Raw genomic sequence first — 16,121 nt, forward strand, 5'->3', positions numbered from 1 at the left:
GACCGTGGCGTGCCGGGGACGGATCGGGACCCCAGATCCTGTCCGGCCGATCAGGCCGGACAGGACCTACGAGAGAAGTGACCGGACGGTAACGTCCGATGCCGCGTTGCATCGTGCGGCGGTCGGCCGACACTGTCAACGCACATCAGCCACTCATGCCTCAGAGGTATGGATTACTGCCGGCCAAGTCTCAACTCAGGTGTGGTTATGGGCAGTTGTTCGCGCTTGTGCCTCTTACGCCCTCAGGACCCGGCGGCTACCGTCCGCGCATGACCCCCACACTCCAGCAGTTGCGATACCTCGTCGCCGTTGCGGACTGCCGCTCGATCACAGCCGCCGCGTGCTCCGTCTATATCGCCCAGCCCGCACTCTCACGGTCCATCCAGTCCCTCGAACGGGACCTCGGCATGGAGCTCCTGGACCGCAGGCGCCGGCGGGCGACCCTGACCCCGGAAGGCGCTCGCGTCGTACGCCTGGCCCGTACGGTCCTCGACGCCGTCGAGGCCATCGAGGACATCCGCCCGGCGCACGGCGGCAGTTCGCGTACCTCCCTGACGGTGGCCGCCACGCCGACCCTGTCCCTCGATCTCGCCGCCGATCTCGTGCCGTCCTTCGCCGAGCGCCACCCGGACATCGACGTACGCCTTCTCCCGCACGACAGCCGCGAGGCTCTGGTGCGGGCACTGACGGACGGCGCGGCGGAGCTGGGCCTTGTCGATCTGCCGCTCGACAAGGAACTGTCGACTCACCATCTCCAGGACCGTGAGGTCGTCCTGATCTCCCCGCCCGGCTCCGGGCTGCCCGACCCGATCCCGTTCCGGATGCTGGGAGGTCTGCGGATGGTGCTGCCGACCCCCGGCACCGGCCGGCGCACGGAGCTGGAGGCGATGTTCGGACAGATCGGAGTACGCCCCGTGCCCGTGGTGGAAGCGGACGAGCGGCTGGCCTGGGTGACCAGTGTCGCGGACGGGCGCGGCTCGCTGATCTGGTACCGGGACATGGTGTTACGGGCCTTCGGCCATCGCGTGGAGGTCCGTTCCTTCACCCCGCCGCTGCTGCGCGCCGTCGGCATCGCGCATCCGCGCCGCCCGCTCAGCCGTGCCGCGCGCGCCTTCCTCTCCCACGCCCGGCACCACGCGCCCGTCCGGGAGCCAGCCAGATGACCTGACGGTCCGCGCAGGCCGCGATCGCCGGCGAGCGTGTCCCGATTCCTGGCCGACCCGGCCATCTGCCCGGACGCCGGGCCGTCCTGAGCGCGGCGCCGATGACCACTACGGTCCTGCTCGCGGCCCCGCCGTCCCGGGCCGCGGCAACAGCACCGGCCGCCGCGCCGGAGCGTGCGTGCACGCAGCCGCCGGGCCCAGGGCGTGTCTTAGATGTCCATCGACACCTCGACCGGCCGGATCAGCGGAAAACCGTGGCAGGTCGGCGCCCTGCGGATCACGGCCACCGCCACCGACACCGGCGGCACCACCGCCACCGCATCCTTCCCGCTCACCGTCAACTGGTTCTGACCGAGGCCCGCTCGAAGAAGTCCAGCAGAAGCGCGGCAAGCCGGTCCGGCTGCTCCTCGGCGATGAAGTGGCCGCTTTCCGCCACAATCTCGCCGCGGACGTCGGAGGCGACCCGGGCCAGGCTGTCGAGCGGCGCGGGCCCGCCCGCCTGCCCACAGCCCACAGCCAGGGCGGGCATCGGCAGCTTCGTGCGGGCGAGAGCGGTGATGTCGGCGGTGTCCGCGCCGAGGCTGCGGTAGTACGCGAAGCCGTTGGCAAGCCGCTCCGGCAGGGCGTAGCTGCGCACATACTCGTCAATGTCGGCGGGCCGGACGGCGCCGCTGTCCACGGCGTGCTGGTAGAAGTGCTCGAGCAGCACCCGCTCGCGTCCCTGAGAAAGCCCCTCGGCGAGCCCGGGTACCGAGAAGAAGCCGAAGTGCCAGAGCCCGGCGCGGGCGATCAACTCCTTGAGCCCGAAACCGTGCAGGGGCACGCCGACCAGGACGAAGCTGCGGACATGGCCGGGGCGGCTCGCCGCCCAGGTGTATCCGATCGGGCCACCCAGGTCGTGTCCCACCACGTGGATCCGGGGCAGGTCCAAGGCGGCGCGCCATCCGTCGAGGAGATCGGCTGCGATACGGACCCCGTGGCCGAGGGACGACGATCCCGAGTCACCTAGGCCGGGCAGGTCGATCGCGTACACCTCATGCTGCTGCGCGAGTACGGGAATCACCTTCCGCCAGGCGTACCAGGTCTGGGGCCATCCGTGCAGCAGCACGACGGGAGTGCCCCCGGCCTTTCCCGCGTGGACCCAGTGGAGATCGACGCCGTCGACCTCGGTACGGCCGTGCTCCCAGGCCCCTGTGCCGGTGCCGCCTTCTGTTGTCGGGCCTTGTGCCCGTGTCTGCTCGCTCATGCCCGCCAGTGGACCAGGCCTGGACGACCTTTTTCATGCCCGATATATGAGAAGGGATGGCGTGATTCACTGCGAGATATGATCGTGGCATGGAACTGCGGCATCTTCGGTACGCGCTGGCCGTGTCCGAGCACGCCCACTTCGGCCGCGCGGCGGCCGCGCTGGGAATCCAGCAGCCGCCGCTGTCCCAGCAGATCAAGGCGCTGGAGACCGAACTCGGGGTCAGGCTCTTCGATCGCACCGGACACGGGGTGCGCCCCACGGCCGCCGGACGGGCCTTTCTGCTCCGCGCCCAGCAGGTGCTGGACCACGTCGACCTCGCCGTGCGCGACGCCGCCGACGCGGACCGCGGCGACACCGGCTCGCTGGCCGTGGGCTTCCTCGGTACCGCACTGGCCGCGGTGCTTCCCGAGGTGCTCGCCGCCTTCCGTGGCCGCTGGCCCCAGGTGCGGCTGGACCTGCGAGAACTGCCCAGCGTCCGGCAGATCGAAGCACTCCTCGACGGCAGCCTGGACGCCGGTTTCATCTGCGGCCCGGTGCCCGGCGCGGCCCGAAGGCACCTCATCACGGTCCCTCTGGCCCGCGAGAGCCTGGTCGCGGCCGTGCCGGCGGACCATCCGCTGGCCGGTGAGCCGTTCATCGCCCTCGATGCCCTGGCCGGGCAGCCGCTGATCCTCTCCTCCCGGCAGACCGAGCCCGCGGCTGCCGACGCGGCCATCGGCGCGTGCCGCGCGGCGGGTTTCGAACCACGTGTCGCTCACGAGGCGGACGGTCTGCACACCCTGCTGGGGTTCGTCGCCTGCGGCCTCGGCGTCGGCATCGGCCCCACGGGCATGCGCAGATTCCGGCACGTGGGGGTCACGCTGCTCCCTCTGGCGCCTGCCACGCCGGGCCTCGAATTCCACCTCGCCCACCGCACTGCCGACTCGGGGACGGTCCTGCGCAACTTCCGCAACACCGTGCAGCGCATGGCACGTTGACGTCTGCAGGGAGTGTCGGTGCGCCGGCCGGCTCAGCCCGTGATGGGTTCGCGTCAACCTCGCAAACCGCCCCCGTGGCGTCGGACGTTCCTGAGCGCAACCACGGATACTGAGGATGCTGCCGTCCCAGGACGCTAGGGAGTGTCTTCAAAGTAGCGTCGTCCGCCCGGAGGGCGGGCCTGGCGGCGTCTGGTGCGTGCGATCGCAAGGCGGAGGATGGAGCCCACGCGGAGCGTAGGCGACTGACGACAACGCGGCGAGCGTGCGTGCCAGGCGTCGCCAGGCAGACGGGACTTTGAAGACACGACCTAGGAGCGTGCACCGTGCCTGTGCCGATCATCATCGACTGCGACCCCGGGCACGACGACGCCCTGGCCATCATCCTCGCCGCGGGAGATCCCGCGATCGACCTGCTGGCCATCACCACGGTCGCCGGCAATCAGACCGTGGAGAAGACCACGCTCAACGCCCGCCGGGTCTGCACCGTCGCCGGAATCACGGGCGTACCCATCGCGGCCGGATGCGCACGGCCACTCGTGCAGCCGCTGCTCGTGGCGGACGACGTCCACGGCGACTCGGGCATGGACGGGCCGCAGTTCGGGGAACCCACCGTGGACGTTGTCCCCGAGCACGCGGTGGACCTCATCCATCGGATCCTGACCGGGCATCCCGAACCCGTCACCCTCGTCCCCACCGCCCCGCTGACCAATATCGCCCTGCTGCTCACCCGCTACCCCGACAGCGCCGCGCACATCCGCGAGATCGTGCTCATGGGCGGCTCCACGGGGCGCGGCAACAGGACCCCGGCCGCCGAATTCAACATCCACGTCGACCCCGAAGCCGCGGACATCGTCTTCCGCAGCGGCGTACCCGTGACCATGTGCGGGCTCAATGTCACCCACCAGGCACTCGCCACCCCCGATGTCCTGGCCCGCCTCGAAGGACTCGGCACCGAACTCGGCCGCACCTGCGCCCAGCTGATCACCTACTTCGCGTCCACCTACAAGCGGCTGTGGGGCTTCGACTCCCCTCCGCTGCACGATCCCGTCGCCGTGGCCCGCGTCATCGATCCCGCGATCGTGAACTGCGTCGAGGCGAGCGTGGCGGTGGAACTGCGCGGGCAGTACACACGCGGGGCAACGGTGGTGGACATGCACCGGTACCTGGACCGGCCTGTGAACGCGCTGGTCGCCGTGACACTGGAGGCGGAACTGTTCTGGGACCGGGTGGTCGCGGCCGTGGAGACGCTCGGGAAAGGCGGGGCGCGAACGTAGCATGACAGCATGGAACAGCGAGTGCTTCGCAGGGCGGGCAAGAGCGTTTCCGTCGTAGGTCTCGGTACGTGGCAACTGGGTGCCGACTGGGGCGAGGTCCGGGAGGCGGACGCCTTCGCGGTTCTCGACGCGGCCGTCGATGCGGGCGTGACCTTCTTCGACACCGCCGACGTCTACGGGGACGGACGCAGCGAGCAGCTCATCGGCCGCTATCTCCGGGACCACTGCGACGCGAACATCTTCGTGGCCACGAAGATGGGCCGCCGCTCGGCCCAGGTGTCCGAGAACTATGTCCTGGACAACTTCCGTGCCTGGACGGACCGTTCGCGAACCAATCTCGGCGTGGACACACTCGACCTCGTACAACTGCACTGTCCTCCCACACCGGTCTACGCATCCGAAGCGGTCTTCGACGCACTCGACAAACTCGTTGCCGAGAAGCGCATCGCCGCGTACGGCGTCAGCGTCGAAACCTGCGCCGAGGCACTGACCGCCATCGCCCGGCCGGGGACGGCCAGTGTCCAGATCATCCTCAACCCCTTCCGGCGCAAGCCGCTGGAGGAGGTTCTGCCCGCCGCCCGGGCGGCGGGCGTGGGCATCATCGCCCGGGTGCCGCTGGCCTCCGGTCTGCTGTCCGGCAGATATACGAAGGACACGGTCTTCGCGGCCGACGACCACCGCACGTACAACCGCCACGGCGAGGCGTTCGACCAGGGCGAGACCTTCTCCGGCGTCGACTACGAGACCGGCGTCGAAGCGGCGGCGGAGTTCTCGGCGCTCGCGCCCGAAGGTGCGACCCCCGCCCAGACCGCGCTGCGCTGGATCCTCCAGCAGGGAGTCACCAGCGTGATCCCCGGTGCGCGCTCGGTCGACCAGGCCCGCGCGAACGCCGCGGCCGCCGCGCTTCCGCCGCTCTCCCCGGAGACGTTGAGCGCGGTGAGCGAGCTGTACGACCGGCGCATCCGCGGCCAGGTGCACCACCGCTGGTAGCCGCATGCCCGGTCCGTCGGCACAGACCTCGCTGGGGCGACGGCGCAGAGCACTGCAGGCGCCCAGTGATCATCAGACGCCGCCATAGGTCGTGCCTTCAAAGGCCCCTCCGCCTGGCGACGCCTGGCAGACCCTTGCCGCGCCGAGGAGTTTGCGGCGGAGGGCGGTGGCAGGAAAGCGCTCGTGCAGGTAGACGTATTCGTTGCGGCACTCGACCGAGGCGAGGAGCTCTCTCAGTGTTGTCCGCGCGTCGTCCGTGCGTCCGGCGTGGTGCTGAGCCTCCGCCAGGAACCCCAGATGCAGGGGAAGCCGGATGAGGGTCCGGGAGGCGCGGAGTTCGATGAGCGCCGAACGGATCTGTGTGATCCCGCGCTCCTCGTGGCCGAAGTGCGCGGCGGACCACCCCTGGCAGACTTCGAGCATCGCCCGCCAATAGCGCAGCCCGTAGCGGCCCGCCACCTCAACCCCCAGTGTGCTGGAACGCTCCGCGGTCGCCACGTCCCCTTCGAGCGCTGCGAGTACGGCATCCACGTACAAGGCGAACGCCCGGTCCGAGGGCCTGCTGTCGTGGTCGGTCAGGGCGAGCAGTTGAGCGCGGCGCTGGGTCGCCGTCTGGACCGAGCCCAGCAGCCAGTGGGTGAAGGCGTCGTAGGAACGGCACGAGACCCGCGGGTCGTGCTGGAAGACCCGGGCGAGCCGGCTGCCTTCGCGATCGGTGAAGTGGTCTGCCAGCGTGACCGCCTTCTCGAGTTCGACCAGTGCCTGCGGCAGTTGGCCGCGCGTGTGCAGGACGATGCCGCGGCCGTAGTGGGAGCCCAGAAAAGCCACCGGGTCCTTGGTTTCCTCGGCCAGGTCCCCCAACCGCTCGGAGAACTGGAGGGAGCCTTCGTAGCGTCCGGAGACCATGTGAGCGGTGCACAGCGCCCACAGCACCGAGGGGCGGTCCGCCGCGCCGGTGACGGGGTTGAGCGCGCGGCTGCGGCTGAGAGCGGCTTCGGCGTCGGCGTCCCCGTATCCGCGGGTCAGGGCGAGTAACTGGCCGAGCTGGGTCTGCAGATGCTGTTCGCGAGCGGGTCCGGAGGGGTCCCCCGGAGGCAGCGATCGGACCAGGTCCGTCGCGCGGCGCAGCCACAGCTCGGCCTGTTCGTAGGCGAGACGCAGTTCGGCCTCTTCTGCGGCACGCACCAGTTGGGGCAGTACCTCGTCGTCGGTCAATTCCCGGGCGCCTTCCCAAGCATGGTGGGCGATCCGCTCGATTTCCTCCGGCAGGTCGCCTGCCCGGGTCATCAGGATGCGAGCCACCTGGGCATGGAGCCGCGCGCGCTGAGCCCGGCCCAGTTCGCCGTAGAGGGTCTCCCGCACCAGGGCATGGCTGAAGTGCAGCAGGTACGGATGGTGCGCGTCCTCGTGCAGCAGGGCCACGTGTACGGCCGACTCGAGGGATGCCGTGGTGGCTGGGCTCTGTCCGGCAACCTCCTCCAGCAGCCGCACATCGACAGTGGCGCCGAGTACGGCGCAGATCCGCAGTATCTCTTCGGCCCCTTCGGGCAGCGTGGTGAACCGCTGGCGCAGGACCTCGCGCACTCCCGAGGGAATTGCGGTGAGTTTCCGGCGTGCCGCCGACGGGTCGTGCAGTTGCTCGGAGTCGCCGAACAGGGAGAGCAACTGGGTGACGAAGTAGGGATTTCCCCCGCTGCGTTCATAGAGCCGGTGGACGATGTCCGCGTCGACGCCCGGTCCGGCCGCAGCGGTGATCAGGCTGGCGACCGACTCCTCCGAGAGGCTCGGCAGCCGCAGGGTCTGTGTGCGGGGATTGCGCAACGTTTCACCGAGTGGCTGCTGGAGGGCCGGGTCCGCCTCGATGTCCCAGGCCCTCGCGCTCCATACGATGCCGAGAGCGCGGGCGCTCTGCCGGGTCGACAGCAGGCGCAGCAGGTCGAGCGAGGGAGCATCGGCCCAGTGAAGGTCCTCCAGTAGCAGCAGCAGCGGGCGTTCGTCGGCGAGAGCGATGAGGATCTCGCAGATGGCGTCATAGGTGCGGAAGCGCTCGGAGGGATCGCAGCGCCGTTCCTCGGAGTTCTGGCATGCCGACGGTCCGGCGAAGAGCGGAGTGAGGAGGTCTTCGAATCTCTCGGCGGCCGCGCGGAACGCGTCGGGGCGCGAGGCCGAGAGCCGGCGAAGCACCTGGCTCCACAGCCAGAAAGGCGGTACACCAGCTCCAGTGACGCAGTAGCCCCAGACCACTTCCAGCTGGTCGGCCGGCTGTCCGGCGGCCAGTTCCATCAGCAGACGGGACTTGCCCAGGCCCGGATCGCCCAGCACGGCGGCCGAACGTCCCCCGCCCCGCAGAGTGTCGGCGACCAGTGCTCGCAGCTCGGCGAGCTCGGGGTCGCGACCCGTGAACGGCGGCTGCCCCTCGGTCGCGGTCCCTGGCGCCGTCATCCTGGTGCTGTCCTCGGCGGTCGGCCGCGCTGCCGGGGTCGCAGCCGGAGCGCGGAGAGTGACAGCGTTGTCAAAGCCGTCGCTGGTGTGATGCGTCTCGGTGACGTCCAGTTCCTGACGCAGGATGGCCCGGTGCAACTGCCGGAGGTCTTCGCTGACGTCGACCCCGAGTTCTCTCGACAAGCAGTCGCGGGTCCGGGCGAAGACGAACAACGCGTCGGCCCGCTGACCGATCCGGTACTGAGCCGTCATGAGCTTGCCGACCAGCCGCTCGCGCATCGGATGCCTGCGCACATCGGCGTCGAGCCGGGCTGCCACTGCTTCGGCGCCGCCGAGCTCGAGGCAGGCGTCGGCCCATGTCTCCAGAGCCGAGAGCCGGACCTGCTCCAGACGGGCTCGCTCCTCGGCGAGCGCTGTGTAGTCGGCCAGATCCACGTACGGGGCACCGCGCCACAGTTCGAGAGCCCCCGTCAGGGCGTCCCGGGCGGCGTGGTGGTCGCCGCGGCCCTGAAGGCTGCGTCCCTGGGCGACCAACCTCTCGAACCGGTGCGAGTCGATCTGCTCGGGGGCCAGCTCCAGCACGTAGCCCGAGGAGAGATGGCGCACCACGCTCTCGCCTTCACCGGCTCCGGAGGCCGGGGCCAGCGCACGACGCAGGTGCGAGATGTAGCTGTGCAATGAACCGCGCTGGGGCGGGCGTCGGCCCCACAGCTCCTCGATGAGCAGTTGGGTGGGTACGACATGGCCGAGCCGGGTCAACAGCAGAGCCAGCAAGGCTCTGCGGCGCGGTGGCCCCAACGGCAGCTGCCGGTCGTCGATATGGGCCACCATCGGGCCCAGCACGCCGATGCGCAACAGCCCTGTACGCCCGTCACCCTCTGAAGCGGACGTGCCGCCCGTCATTCTGATCGTACTCACACAGGTGATGACGTCAGGGCTCCCGCCTTCGTTGCGCGATTACGAGCCACTCAAGACTTCCGTCCAGCAGACGACAAGCATTCCGCAAGCGCCTCGGCAAGGGTGCCGTGTCAGCGTTCCGAGGTCAGTCCCAACCGGGCGGCGGAGCCCACCGGTCTCATTGGCGCCTCGGCATCCGTCCGCGCAACGTCTGCTGTCCCCGGAGCCTGTTTGAATTCCTCGTCCGTTTACCTCTCGGAATGTGACGGAAGTCTGACGAGCAGCCGAAGCCGCTGGTCGGCGGCATCAACCAGTGTTCGAATCGACATGTAGGCGCGCCGAACAGCCTTCCGGCTTTCGCGATGACGGAATGACAGATCCCATACGCCTCCCGGTGCATCCGGTATCGGATGAGGTTCGAGAAAGGCACCTCCATTGCACGTGCATGTGTTGGGCCCCGTGGAATTGATTACCGACAGCGGGACTTCCGTCCGGGTGCCGACCCGTAAGCGGCGCGTGATGCTCTCCCTCCTGGCGCTGGAGGCGAATCGCGTCGTACCCCTGGACCGGCTGGTGGATGTGCTCTGGGAGGGGTGCCCTCCCGAGCATGCCCGCACCGTCGTGCACGGGCACATCTCCGCTCTGCGACAGTTACTCGGCCCCGGCATGGCCATAGAGACGCGCCCGCCCGGATACGTACTGGCCGTTGACGCCGACAGAGTTGACGCACATCGTTTCGCGCATCTGGTGGAGGCGGCCGCCGAGCGGGCCGAGGACGCCGAGGCCGTCGGCCTCCTGCGTGAGGCCCTCGGCCTGTGGCGCGGACAGGCGCTGACCGACCTGGCCGGAGCCAGCCCCTGGCATGATCTCGCCACCCCCTGGGAGGACGCGCGTCTGGACGCATGGGAGGCACTGGCCGAGCGGTTACGCCGTATCGGGCGGCCGACGGAAGCCGTGGCGGGCCTGCGGGAGGCGCTCGGCCTGCACCCCTTGCGCGAAAGTCTGGCAGCGCAGCTGATGGCCTGTCTGCATGAGGCAGGACGCCAGGTCGACGCGCTGGAGGTGTACGAAGCTGTACGACGGCGCCTCGCCGAGGAACTGGGACTGGATCCCGGCGCAGAGCTGAGGCAGGCGCAAGCCGCCGTACTTCGTTCCGACAACGTGAGCCCCTTGAACGGGAATTCGGGAGCGGGCCCGGCCCCTGCCCCGGGTCGGCGGTCGAGCCTCAGCTCGGATCGGTGCTGCCATGTCGCCCACCGGACGAGGCACAGGCATCAGCTGCGGCATCGCCCTCCAGCCGCGCGATGAGACCTCGGAGCCCGATTCCCCGCCGCGGGACGTCGCGGGGAAATCGACCAACAGCATCCCGTTAGCCGGTCGTTAGCCACTGCGGCGAGAGTACGTGCCAGGAGAATCGATCCTGGCTGCACCGACTGGCAGGACATTCATCTCCCCTCCCCGGACCAAGGAGAAACAACGAGCATGGATCGAACAGTCGCCGTCGTTTCCGGTGGAATAGATTCGGTCGTACTCGCCCATCATCTTCATGCGGAGGGACATCAACTGTCCCTGCTGTCCATCGATTACGGCCAGCGCCATCGCAAGGAGCACGAGTTCGCCCGGCGAACGGCGAGGCGGCTCAACACGCCTCACGAGGTCGCCGATCTGCGTGCGATCGGCACGCTGTTGCCGGGCAATGCGCTCACCGACAGCGAAGTGGGCGTGCCGGACCACGGCGGCGAAGTGTCCGGCGTGGTCAATGTGGTGCCGAACAGGAATGTCATCCTTCTTTCCGTCGCCTTCGCGAAGGCGGCGGCGGAGAAGGCCGACAACGTGGCCATCGGGACTGTCGCCGGCGATGCCGACACCGGACCGGACTGCTCGCCGGCGTTCCTTTCCGCCTTCAACGCGATGGAGCGCGTGGCGTGTGCGGGTTTCGCCCCCGAAAACCTCACCGTCGTCGCCCCGTTCATCGAGATGCCCAAGCACGAGGTCATCCGCCTCGGCGAAGCACTCGGGGTCCCGTGGCAGGAGACCTGGAGCTGCTTCCGGGGCGGCGTGGAGCAATGCGGTGTCTGCGCGACCTGCTACGACCGCCGGACCTCATTCGAAAAAGCCGAAGTCCACGACCCCACCATCTACGCAAGGGACTGATGTTCATGTTCCGCATCACCAAGGAATTTCAGTTCTCGGCGAGCCACCGGCTGGATCACCTGCCCCAGGACCACCAGTGCGCGCGCCTGCACGGGCACAACTACATCATTCAGCTGGAGCTGTCAGCCGGCCTGAACGAGCTCACCGCCGCCGGTTTCGTGCGCGACTACGGCGACCTCTCCGACTTCAAGAAGTGGATCGACGCGGAACTGGACCACCGGCACCTGAATGACGTGATCCCGGACCGCAACCCCTCGGCCGAGAACATGGCGATGTGGATCTACACGGTGTGGTCCGAACGATTCAGCGAGATAACCGCCGTCCGCGTGTCGGAAACCTCCAAGACATGGGCGGAGTACAGGCCCTGAACCCGCTTCGAGGGACTGACGGAACGGGAGTGTCGTGACATCAACGATTGTGGTGAACGAGGTCTTCGGTCCCACGGTGCAGGGAGAGGGCCCCTCGTCCGGACAGCGCTGCGCCTTCGTCCGTCTCGGGGGATGCAATCTGTCGTGCCGTTGGTGCGACACCCCCTACACCTGGGACTGGAAGGGGGTCAGCGACGAAGGCCGGGCCTACGACCCGCGCCAGGAACTGACCCAGCGCACCGCGGACGAGGTGCTGGAGACCCTGCTCGCCATGGATGTCGCCCTCATCGTCATCAGCGGCGGCGAGCCTCTGCAGCAGCAAAAGCGCCTCATTCCGCTCGTGCGGTCCCTGCGTGATCGCCGTATTGCGGTGGAGATCGAGACCAACGGCACCATTGCACCGACGGACGAGCTCGTCTCACTCGGCGTTCGTTTCAATGTGTCACCGAAACTTGCACACTCCGGGGAGCCGGAGAGCCGCCGTATCAAGCCGAGCGCGCTGCAGAAACTGCACCAGACCCCCGGGGTCGCGTTCAAATTCGTGTGCAGGACACACGACGACTTGGCCGAAGTGGCCGCCCTGCAGGAGCGCATGGGACTGGCTCCTGTCTGGATCATGCCTGAAGGAAAGAACCAGCTGGATGTCACAAGGCATCTCAGCGACATCGCGGGCGAGGTGGTGCGGCGCGGATGGAACCTCTCCACGCGTCTGCACGTGCTCGCCTGGGGCGACCGGCGAGGAGTATGAGATGGCAAGCACCCTTGAACCCCTTCGTTCGACCGATTCTGCGAACGGGTCCGAGATCTACCCGGACTCTCTGGAAGGGATTGCCAGGCAACTGCTCGTGGCAATTGGTGAGGACCCGGACCGTGAAGGGCTGGTCGACACTCCTCGCCGCTATGCGAAGTGGTGGCGGGAGTTCATCGACTACGAGGCCGGCAAGGTGGAGACGCTGTTCGAGACCGTCAGCGAAGAACAGCTGGTGTTCGTGTCGGACATGCGTGTCTGGTCGCTCTGCGAGCACCATCTCCTGCCTTTCAACTGCAACTTGAGCATCGCCTATCGGAGTGCGAAGAACCTCTTGGGTCTGTCCAAGTTCGGCCGCATCGCCCATAAGCACGCCCATAAATTGCAGGTCCAGGAACGACTCGTGGCGGACATTGCCAAGGAGATCGAGGACATCACCGGATCCCCGGACGTTGCGGTGATCGGCCGAGGAGAACACCTCTGCATGACCATGCGCGGCATCAGGACCGGCGCGCTGATGACCTCGGCGGTGTTCGGCGGCGTATTCCAGGCGGACGGCCCGGAACGCAGCCATCTGCAAACCCTGGCACACGCCTCCGGAAGCGCGCCCCGCTGGTAGGTGGCCCGACTGCCACCCAGCAGGGCGAACCCCATGACTCCTGTCCCTCAGAAGGGGTGACATCAGGTGACATCAATGAATGCCGGCATCAACGATCTGATGCGGTTCTATCTTCCGCGCCGTGACGGCGAGCCGAATCTCTTCGAGATATGGGAGCGCGGCGAAGCGCGCGGCGACTCTGTCACACCGTCCACATACTCCTCCGCCTATCGCGGCTGGATGCACGACAAGCTCGTCGCCGCGATGAAAGACCACGGGACATCACAGCTGTTGAGCCTGGGCAGCGGCAACGCCGCCGTCGAGAGCGATATCGTTCACGGCGGCTATCGCGTGCTCGCTGTCGACGCCATGCCCGAAGCAGTCGCGATGGCCAGGGCGAAGGGCGTCGACGCGCTGCAGGGCGATGTGACCACCTGGTCCCCGGAAGGGGACTGGCCGGTCATCTACATGGACGGCCTCCTCGGCCATCTCTACACCGCCGAGCACGGCCTGTCCCCCCTTCTGTCGCGGATCCGCTCCTGGCTGAGTACGAGCGCGACGGGCAGGGGCACGCTGATCGCTTCCAACGACAGCACCCAGGACGGCAGTTCGGTCCAGCCCGCGCCCGGCGTCGACGGATTCCACTGGCTGTCCGGTGAGTACATGCGCGAGGAAGCCCTCACCGCCGGATTCTCCGAAGTCACCACCGAGGCCTTCATCTACGAACGCCCCCTGTCGGGCGAGCGTGCGCGCGCCGTCATCACCGCGACCATCGGGAACTGACCCCTCGCCCACAACAAGGAGAGGAGACCTCCATGCCGATCAGCCCGGCGTTCGAGCGGCGTCTCGGCTCGGTGGTGACGCGGGCCGCGGAGCATTTCGGCACTCCGTTCCACCTGTACGACGTGCAAGGCATCCAGGACACCTGTGACGAGTTCGACCAGGCCTTCGCGGGCACGCCCTACCGTGAGTTCTTCGCGGTCAAGGCCCTCCCCAACCCGACCGCACTGAAGATTCTGGCCGACCGCGGTTTCGGGTTCGACTGCAGCTCCCTGCCCGAACTCACCCTCGCCCGCCAGGCAGGTGCGACCGGTCACGACATCTGCTTCACCTCGAACAACACCAGCTCCGAAGAGCTCGAAGCCGCCATCGGGATGGGTGCGCTCATCAATGTGGACGACGAGTCCGTGCTCGACAAGCTCGCCGCCATGCCCGACATCCCCAGCACCCTGTGCTTCCGGGTCCATCCGGGCAAGGACCGGCAGGAGATCCTCGACTCCTGTCTCGGGGACACCGAATCGGCCAAGTTCGGCATCCCCACCGACCGGCTTGCTGAGGTGTGCGCGAGGGCACAGCGGCTGGGGGTCGAGTCCTTCGGCCTGCACATGATGCTCGGCTCGGGATATCTGACCCTGGACCCGTTCCTGCTGACGCTCGACCTTCTGCTTGATCAGGCCGTACGGCTGCGCGCCGAGCTCGGCATCGAGATCGGCTTCGTCAACCTCGGTGGCGGGCTCGGCATCCCTTACCGCCCTGACGAGCGGCCCTTCGCCCTCGCCGAGCTCGGCAGCAGGATCCGCGCGCGCCTCGAGGAGTGGGAGCTGCGCCATGGCGTGACCCGGCCTCGCGTCTGTTTCGAGAGCGGACGTTTCGTCACAGGGCCGCACGGCGTCCTGGTCACCCGGGTACTGAACAGGATGAGCAAGTTCCGGGAGTTCGTCGGGGTCGACGCCAGCATGAGCGCCCTGATGCGGCCGGCCCTCTATCCGTCGGCCTACCACCACATCACCGTTCATGATGCCGCCGGCCGGCCCTGCGAGGTTGTCGACGTGGTCGGCTCGCTCTGCGAGAACAACGACAAGTTCGCCCGGCAGCGTGCTCTGCCAGCCGTGTCCGAGGGCGACCTCCTGCTGATCCACGACACCGGGGCACATGCCTATTCGATGGGGTTCACCTACAACGGACGGCTGCGGCCCCAGGAGTTGCTGCTGCACGCGGACGGCAGCGTCGAGCGGATCCGCAGGGCGGAGAGTCAGCAGGACTACTTCGCCACGCTGGACTTCACGCCGGCCAGGCTGGCACGGCCCGGCGCCGCATGAGCGGGGCCGGGCCGTGGAGCAGGGAAGAGGCGCTGACTCTGGCCGCAGCCTCGGGGCACAGGCCCGTGGACCTGTCGCTCGGGGTTCCGGGCGATCCGCCGCCAGGGCCGCGGGACTTCCACCCGGCTGAGCCGCCACGGCATCCCGGCGAGGGGGCTGTGGCCGCGTATCCGCCGAGTGCCGGCACACAGCAGTTGCGCGACGTGATCGCCGGGTACCTGGGCCGCAGGTACGCCGTCGCCGTTCCGCCGGAGGCGGTGGCGGCCTGCGTGGGGTCCAAGGAGTTCATCTCCACACTCCCGCTGTTCCTCCGGGACCTGGCACGCGGACCCGCCCGGGGCACCGGGCGTGACACCGTGCTGATCCCTGCCCTGTGCTATCCGTCGTACGAGTACGGTGCCCGGCTGGCGGGCCTGCGGATTCACCGCGTCCCCGTGGACGAGGCGTTCCGTATGCGTCTGGACCGCCTCGCCCCGGACGTGGTGCGCCGCGCCCTGTGCCTGTGGGTCAACAGCCCCGCGAACCCCACCGGAATCGTCGAGGACCTGGACTCGGTCGCCGACTGGGGACGCGCGCACGATGTGCTCGTGCTCTCCGACGAGGCGTACGCCGAAGCCACCTGGTGCCACGAGCCCCGAACCGTGCTGCGTGGCGGGCTGGCCGGTGTGCTCGCGGTCCACAGTCTGTCCAAACGGTCGAACGCACCCGGACTCCGGGTCGGCTTCTACGCCGGCGACCCCTCGCTGGTGGCCGGACTCGTGCGCCGCCGCAGACAGGCGGGCCTCATGGCGGCCGCCGCATCCCAGCAGCTCGCCGCGGTCCTGCTTGTCGACGACCGGCACGCCGCGCAGCAGCGATCCCGCAACGCGCGGCGGGTCTCGGACCTGGTCGACCGGCTCAACGCACTGGGGCTGCCGTGTGCGACTCCCGAAGGAGGGCTGTTCGCGTGGGTGAGCGCGCCCGACGGCGACGGGCGCGCGTTCGCCCACCGTGCAGCCGCGCACGCCGGTGTGGTCATGACGCCAGGCAGCGAATACGGCCCCGATGGCGACGGACACGTACGGATCGCCGCCGTTCATGACTTGGCGCCGATCGCTTCCCGGCTGGAGCTTCTGCGCCCCGTCCCGGCCCGGGTGTCGAAGCGCTGATCCGTCCGAACACA

15 protein-coding genes are annotated in these 16,121 nt (G+C 68.5%); 13 read left to right on the plus strand and 2 right to left on the minus strand.

All coding sequences use genetic code 11. From position 1 onward, the window contains the following. Positions 1-269: 269 nt before the first annotated feature. Positions 270-1,163, plus strand: a complete 894-nt coding sequence (locus tag OG905_RS04575; RefSeq protein WP_328666306.1) for a LysR family transcriptional regulator — start codon at positions 270-272, stop codon at positions 1,161-1,163. A gap of 213 nt (positions 1,164-1,376) precedes the next feature. Beyond that, entirely contained in the window at positions 1,377-1,514 is a 138-nt protein-coding gene (locus tag OG905_RS04580) for a putative Ig domain-containing protein (protein WP_328666307.1), read from the plus strand. Here the strand turns inward: OG905_RS04580 and OG905_RS04585 are convergent. Beyond that, a complete protein-coding gene (locus tag OG905_RS04585) occupies positions 1,501-2,409 on the minus strand; it encodes an alpha/beta fold hydrolase (RefSeq protein ID WP_328666308.1) in 909 nt (302 codons plus the stop codon). The genes OG905_RS04580 and OG905_RS04585 overlap by 14 nt on opposite strands. Before the next feature lie 89 nt (positions 2,410-2,498). On the opposite strand from OG905_RS04585, the gene OG905_RS04590 reads away from it, so the two are divergent. From OG905_RS04590 to OG905_RS04600, 3 genes are all read left to right on the plus strand, one after another. Next, a complete protein-coding gene (locus tag OG905_RS04590; protein ID WP_328666309.1) occupies positions 2,499-3,389 on the plus strand; it encodes a LysR family transcriptional regulator in 891 nt (296 codons plus the stop codon). Between the two features lie 323 nt (positions 3,390-3,712). After that, positions 3,713-4,663, plus strand: a complete 951-nt coding sequence (locus OG905_RS04595; protein ID WP_328666310.1) for a nucleoside hydrolase — start codon at positions 3,713-3,715, stop codon at positions 4,661-4,663. 9 nt (positions 4,664-4,672) lie between these two features. Next, a complete protein-coding gene (locus OG905_RS04600; RefSeq protein WP_328666311.1) occupies positions 4,673-5,653 on the plus strand; it encodes an aldo/keto reductase in 981 nt (326 codons plus the stop codon). Between the two features lie 72 nt (positions 5,654-5,725). Here the strand turns inward: OG905_RS04600 and OG905_RS04605 are convergent, their stop codons facing one another. After that, complete coding sequence (locus OG905_RS04605) at positions 5,726-9,013, minus strand: BTAD domain-containing putative transcriptional regulator (RefSeq protein ID WP_328666312.1); 3,288 nt, start codon at positions 9,011-9,013, stop codon at positions 5,726-5,728. Between the two features lie 438 nt (positions 9,014-9,451). On the opposite strand from OG905_RS04605, the gene OG905_RS04610 reads away from it, so the two are divergent. The 8 genes from OG905_RS04610 (at position 9,452) to OG905_RS04645 (ending at position 16,107) form a co-directional block, all read left to right on the plus strand. Then, complete coding sequence (locus tag OG905_RS04610; protein WP_328666313.1) at positions 9,452-10,300, plus strand: AfsR/SARP family transcriptional regulator; 849 nt, start codon at positions 9,452-9,454, stop codon at positions 10,298-10,300. A 174-nt stretch (positions 10,301-10,474) separates the two neighbouring features. Beyond that, complete coding sequence (locus OG905_RS04615) at positions 10,475-11,146, plus strand: 7-cyano-7-deazaguanine synthase (RefSeq protein ID WP_328666314.1); 672 nt, start codon at positions 10,475-10,477, stop codon at positions 11,144-11,146. A gap of 5 nt (positions 11,147-11,151) precedes the next feature. After that, positions 11,152-11,514 (plus strand): 6-carboxytetrahydropterin synthase QueD, encoded by a 363-nt coding sequence (gene queD / locus OG905_RS04620; protein ID WP_328666315.1) that lies wholly within the window; start codon positions 11,152-11,154, stop codon positions 11,512-11,514. A gap of 52 nt (positions 11,515-11,566) precedes the next feature. After that, positions 11,567-12,262, plus strand: a complete 696-nt coding sequence (locus OG905_RS04625) for a 7-carboxy-7-deazaguanine synthase QueE (RefSeq protein ID WP_328666316.1) — start codon at positions 11,567-11,569, stop codon at positions 12,260-12,262. Between the two features lies 1 nt (position 12,263). Further along, positions 12,264-12,881 carry a GTP cyclohydrolase I gene (folE, locus tag OG905_RS04630; RefSeq protein ID WP_328666317.1) on the plus strand — a complete coding sequence of 206 codons (618 nt, stop codon included), beginning with the start codon at positions 12,264-12,266 and terminating at the stop codon, positions 12,879-12,881. A 75-nt stretch (positions 12,882-12,956) separates the two neighbouring features. Continuing rightward, the gene (locus OG905_RS04635) at positions 12,957-13,643 is read left to right on the plus strand and encodes a hypothetical protein (protein ID WP_328666318.1); all 687 of its coding nucleotides are present in this window, start codon (positions 12,957-12,959) and stop codon (positions 13,641-13,643) included. Between the two features lie 32 nt (positions 13,644-13,675). Next, positions 13,676-14,959 (plus strand): diaminopimelate decarboxylase, encoded by a 1,284-nt coding sequence (gene lysA, locus OG905_RS04640; RefSeq protein ID WP_328666319.1) that lies wholly within the window; start codon positions 13,676-13,678, stop codon positions 14,957-14,959. Next, positions 14,956-16,107: an aminotransferase class I/II-fold pyridoxal phosphate-dependent enzyme gene (locus tag OG905_RS04645; protein WP_328666320.1), complete on the plus strand. Its 1,152-nt coding sequence runs from the start codon at positions 14,956-14,958 to the stop codon at positions 16,105-16,107. The genes lysA and OG905_RS04645 overlap by 4 nt, the downstream gene beginning before the upstream one ends. Positions 16,108-16,121 lie beyond the last annotated feature (14 nt).

The sequence above is a fragment of the Streptomyces sp. NBC_00322 genome (genome assembly GCF_036147535.1).
GTDB lineage: Bacteria > Actinomycetota > Actinomycetes > Streptomycetales > Streptomycetaceae > Streptomyces.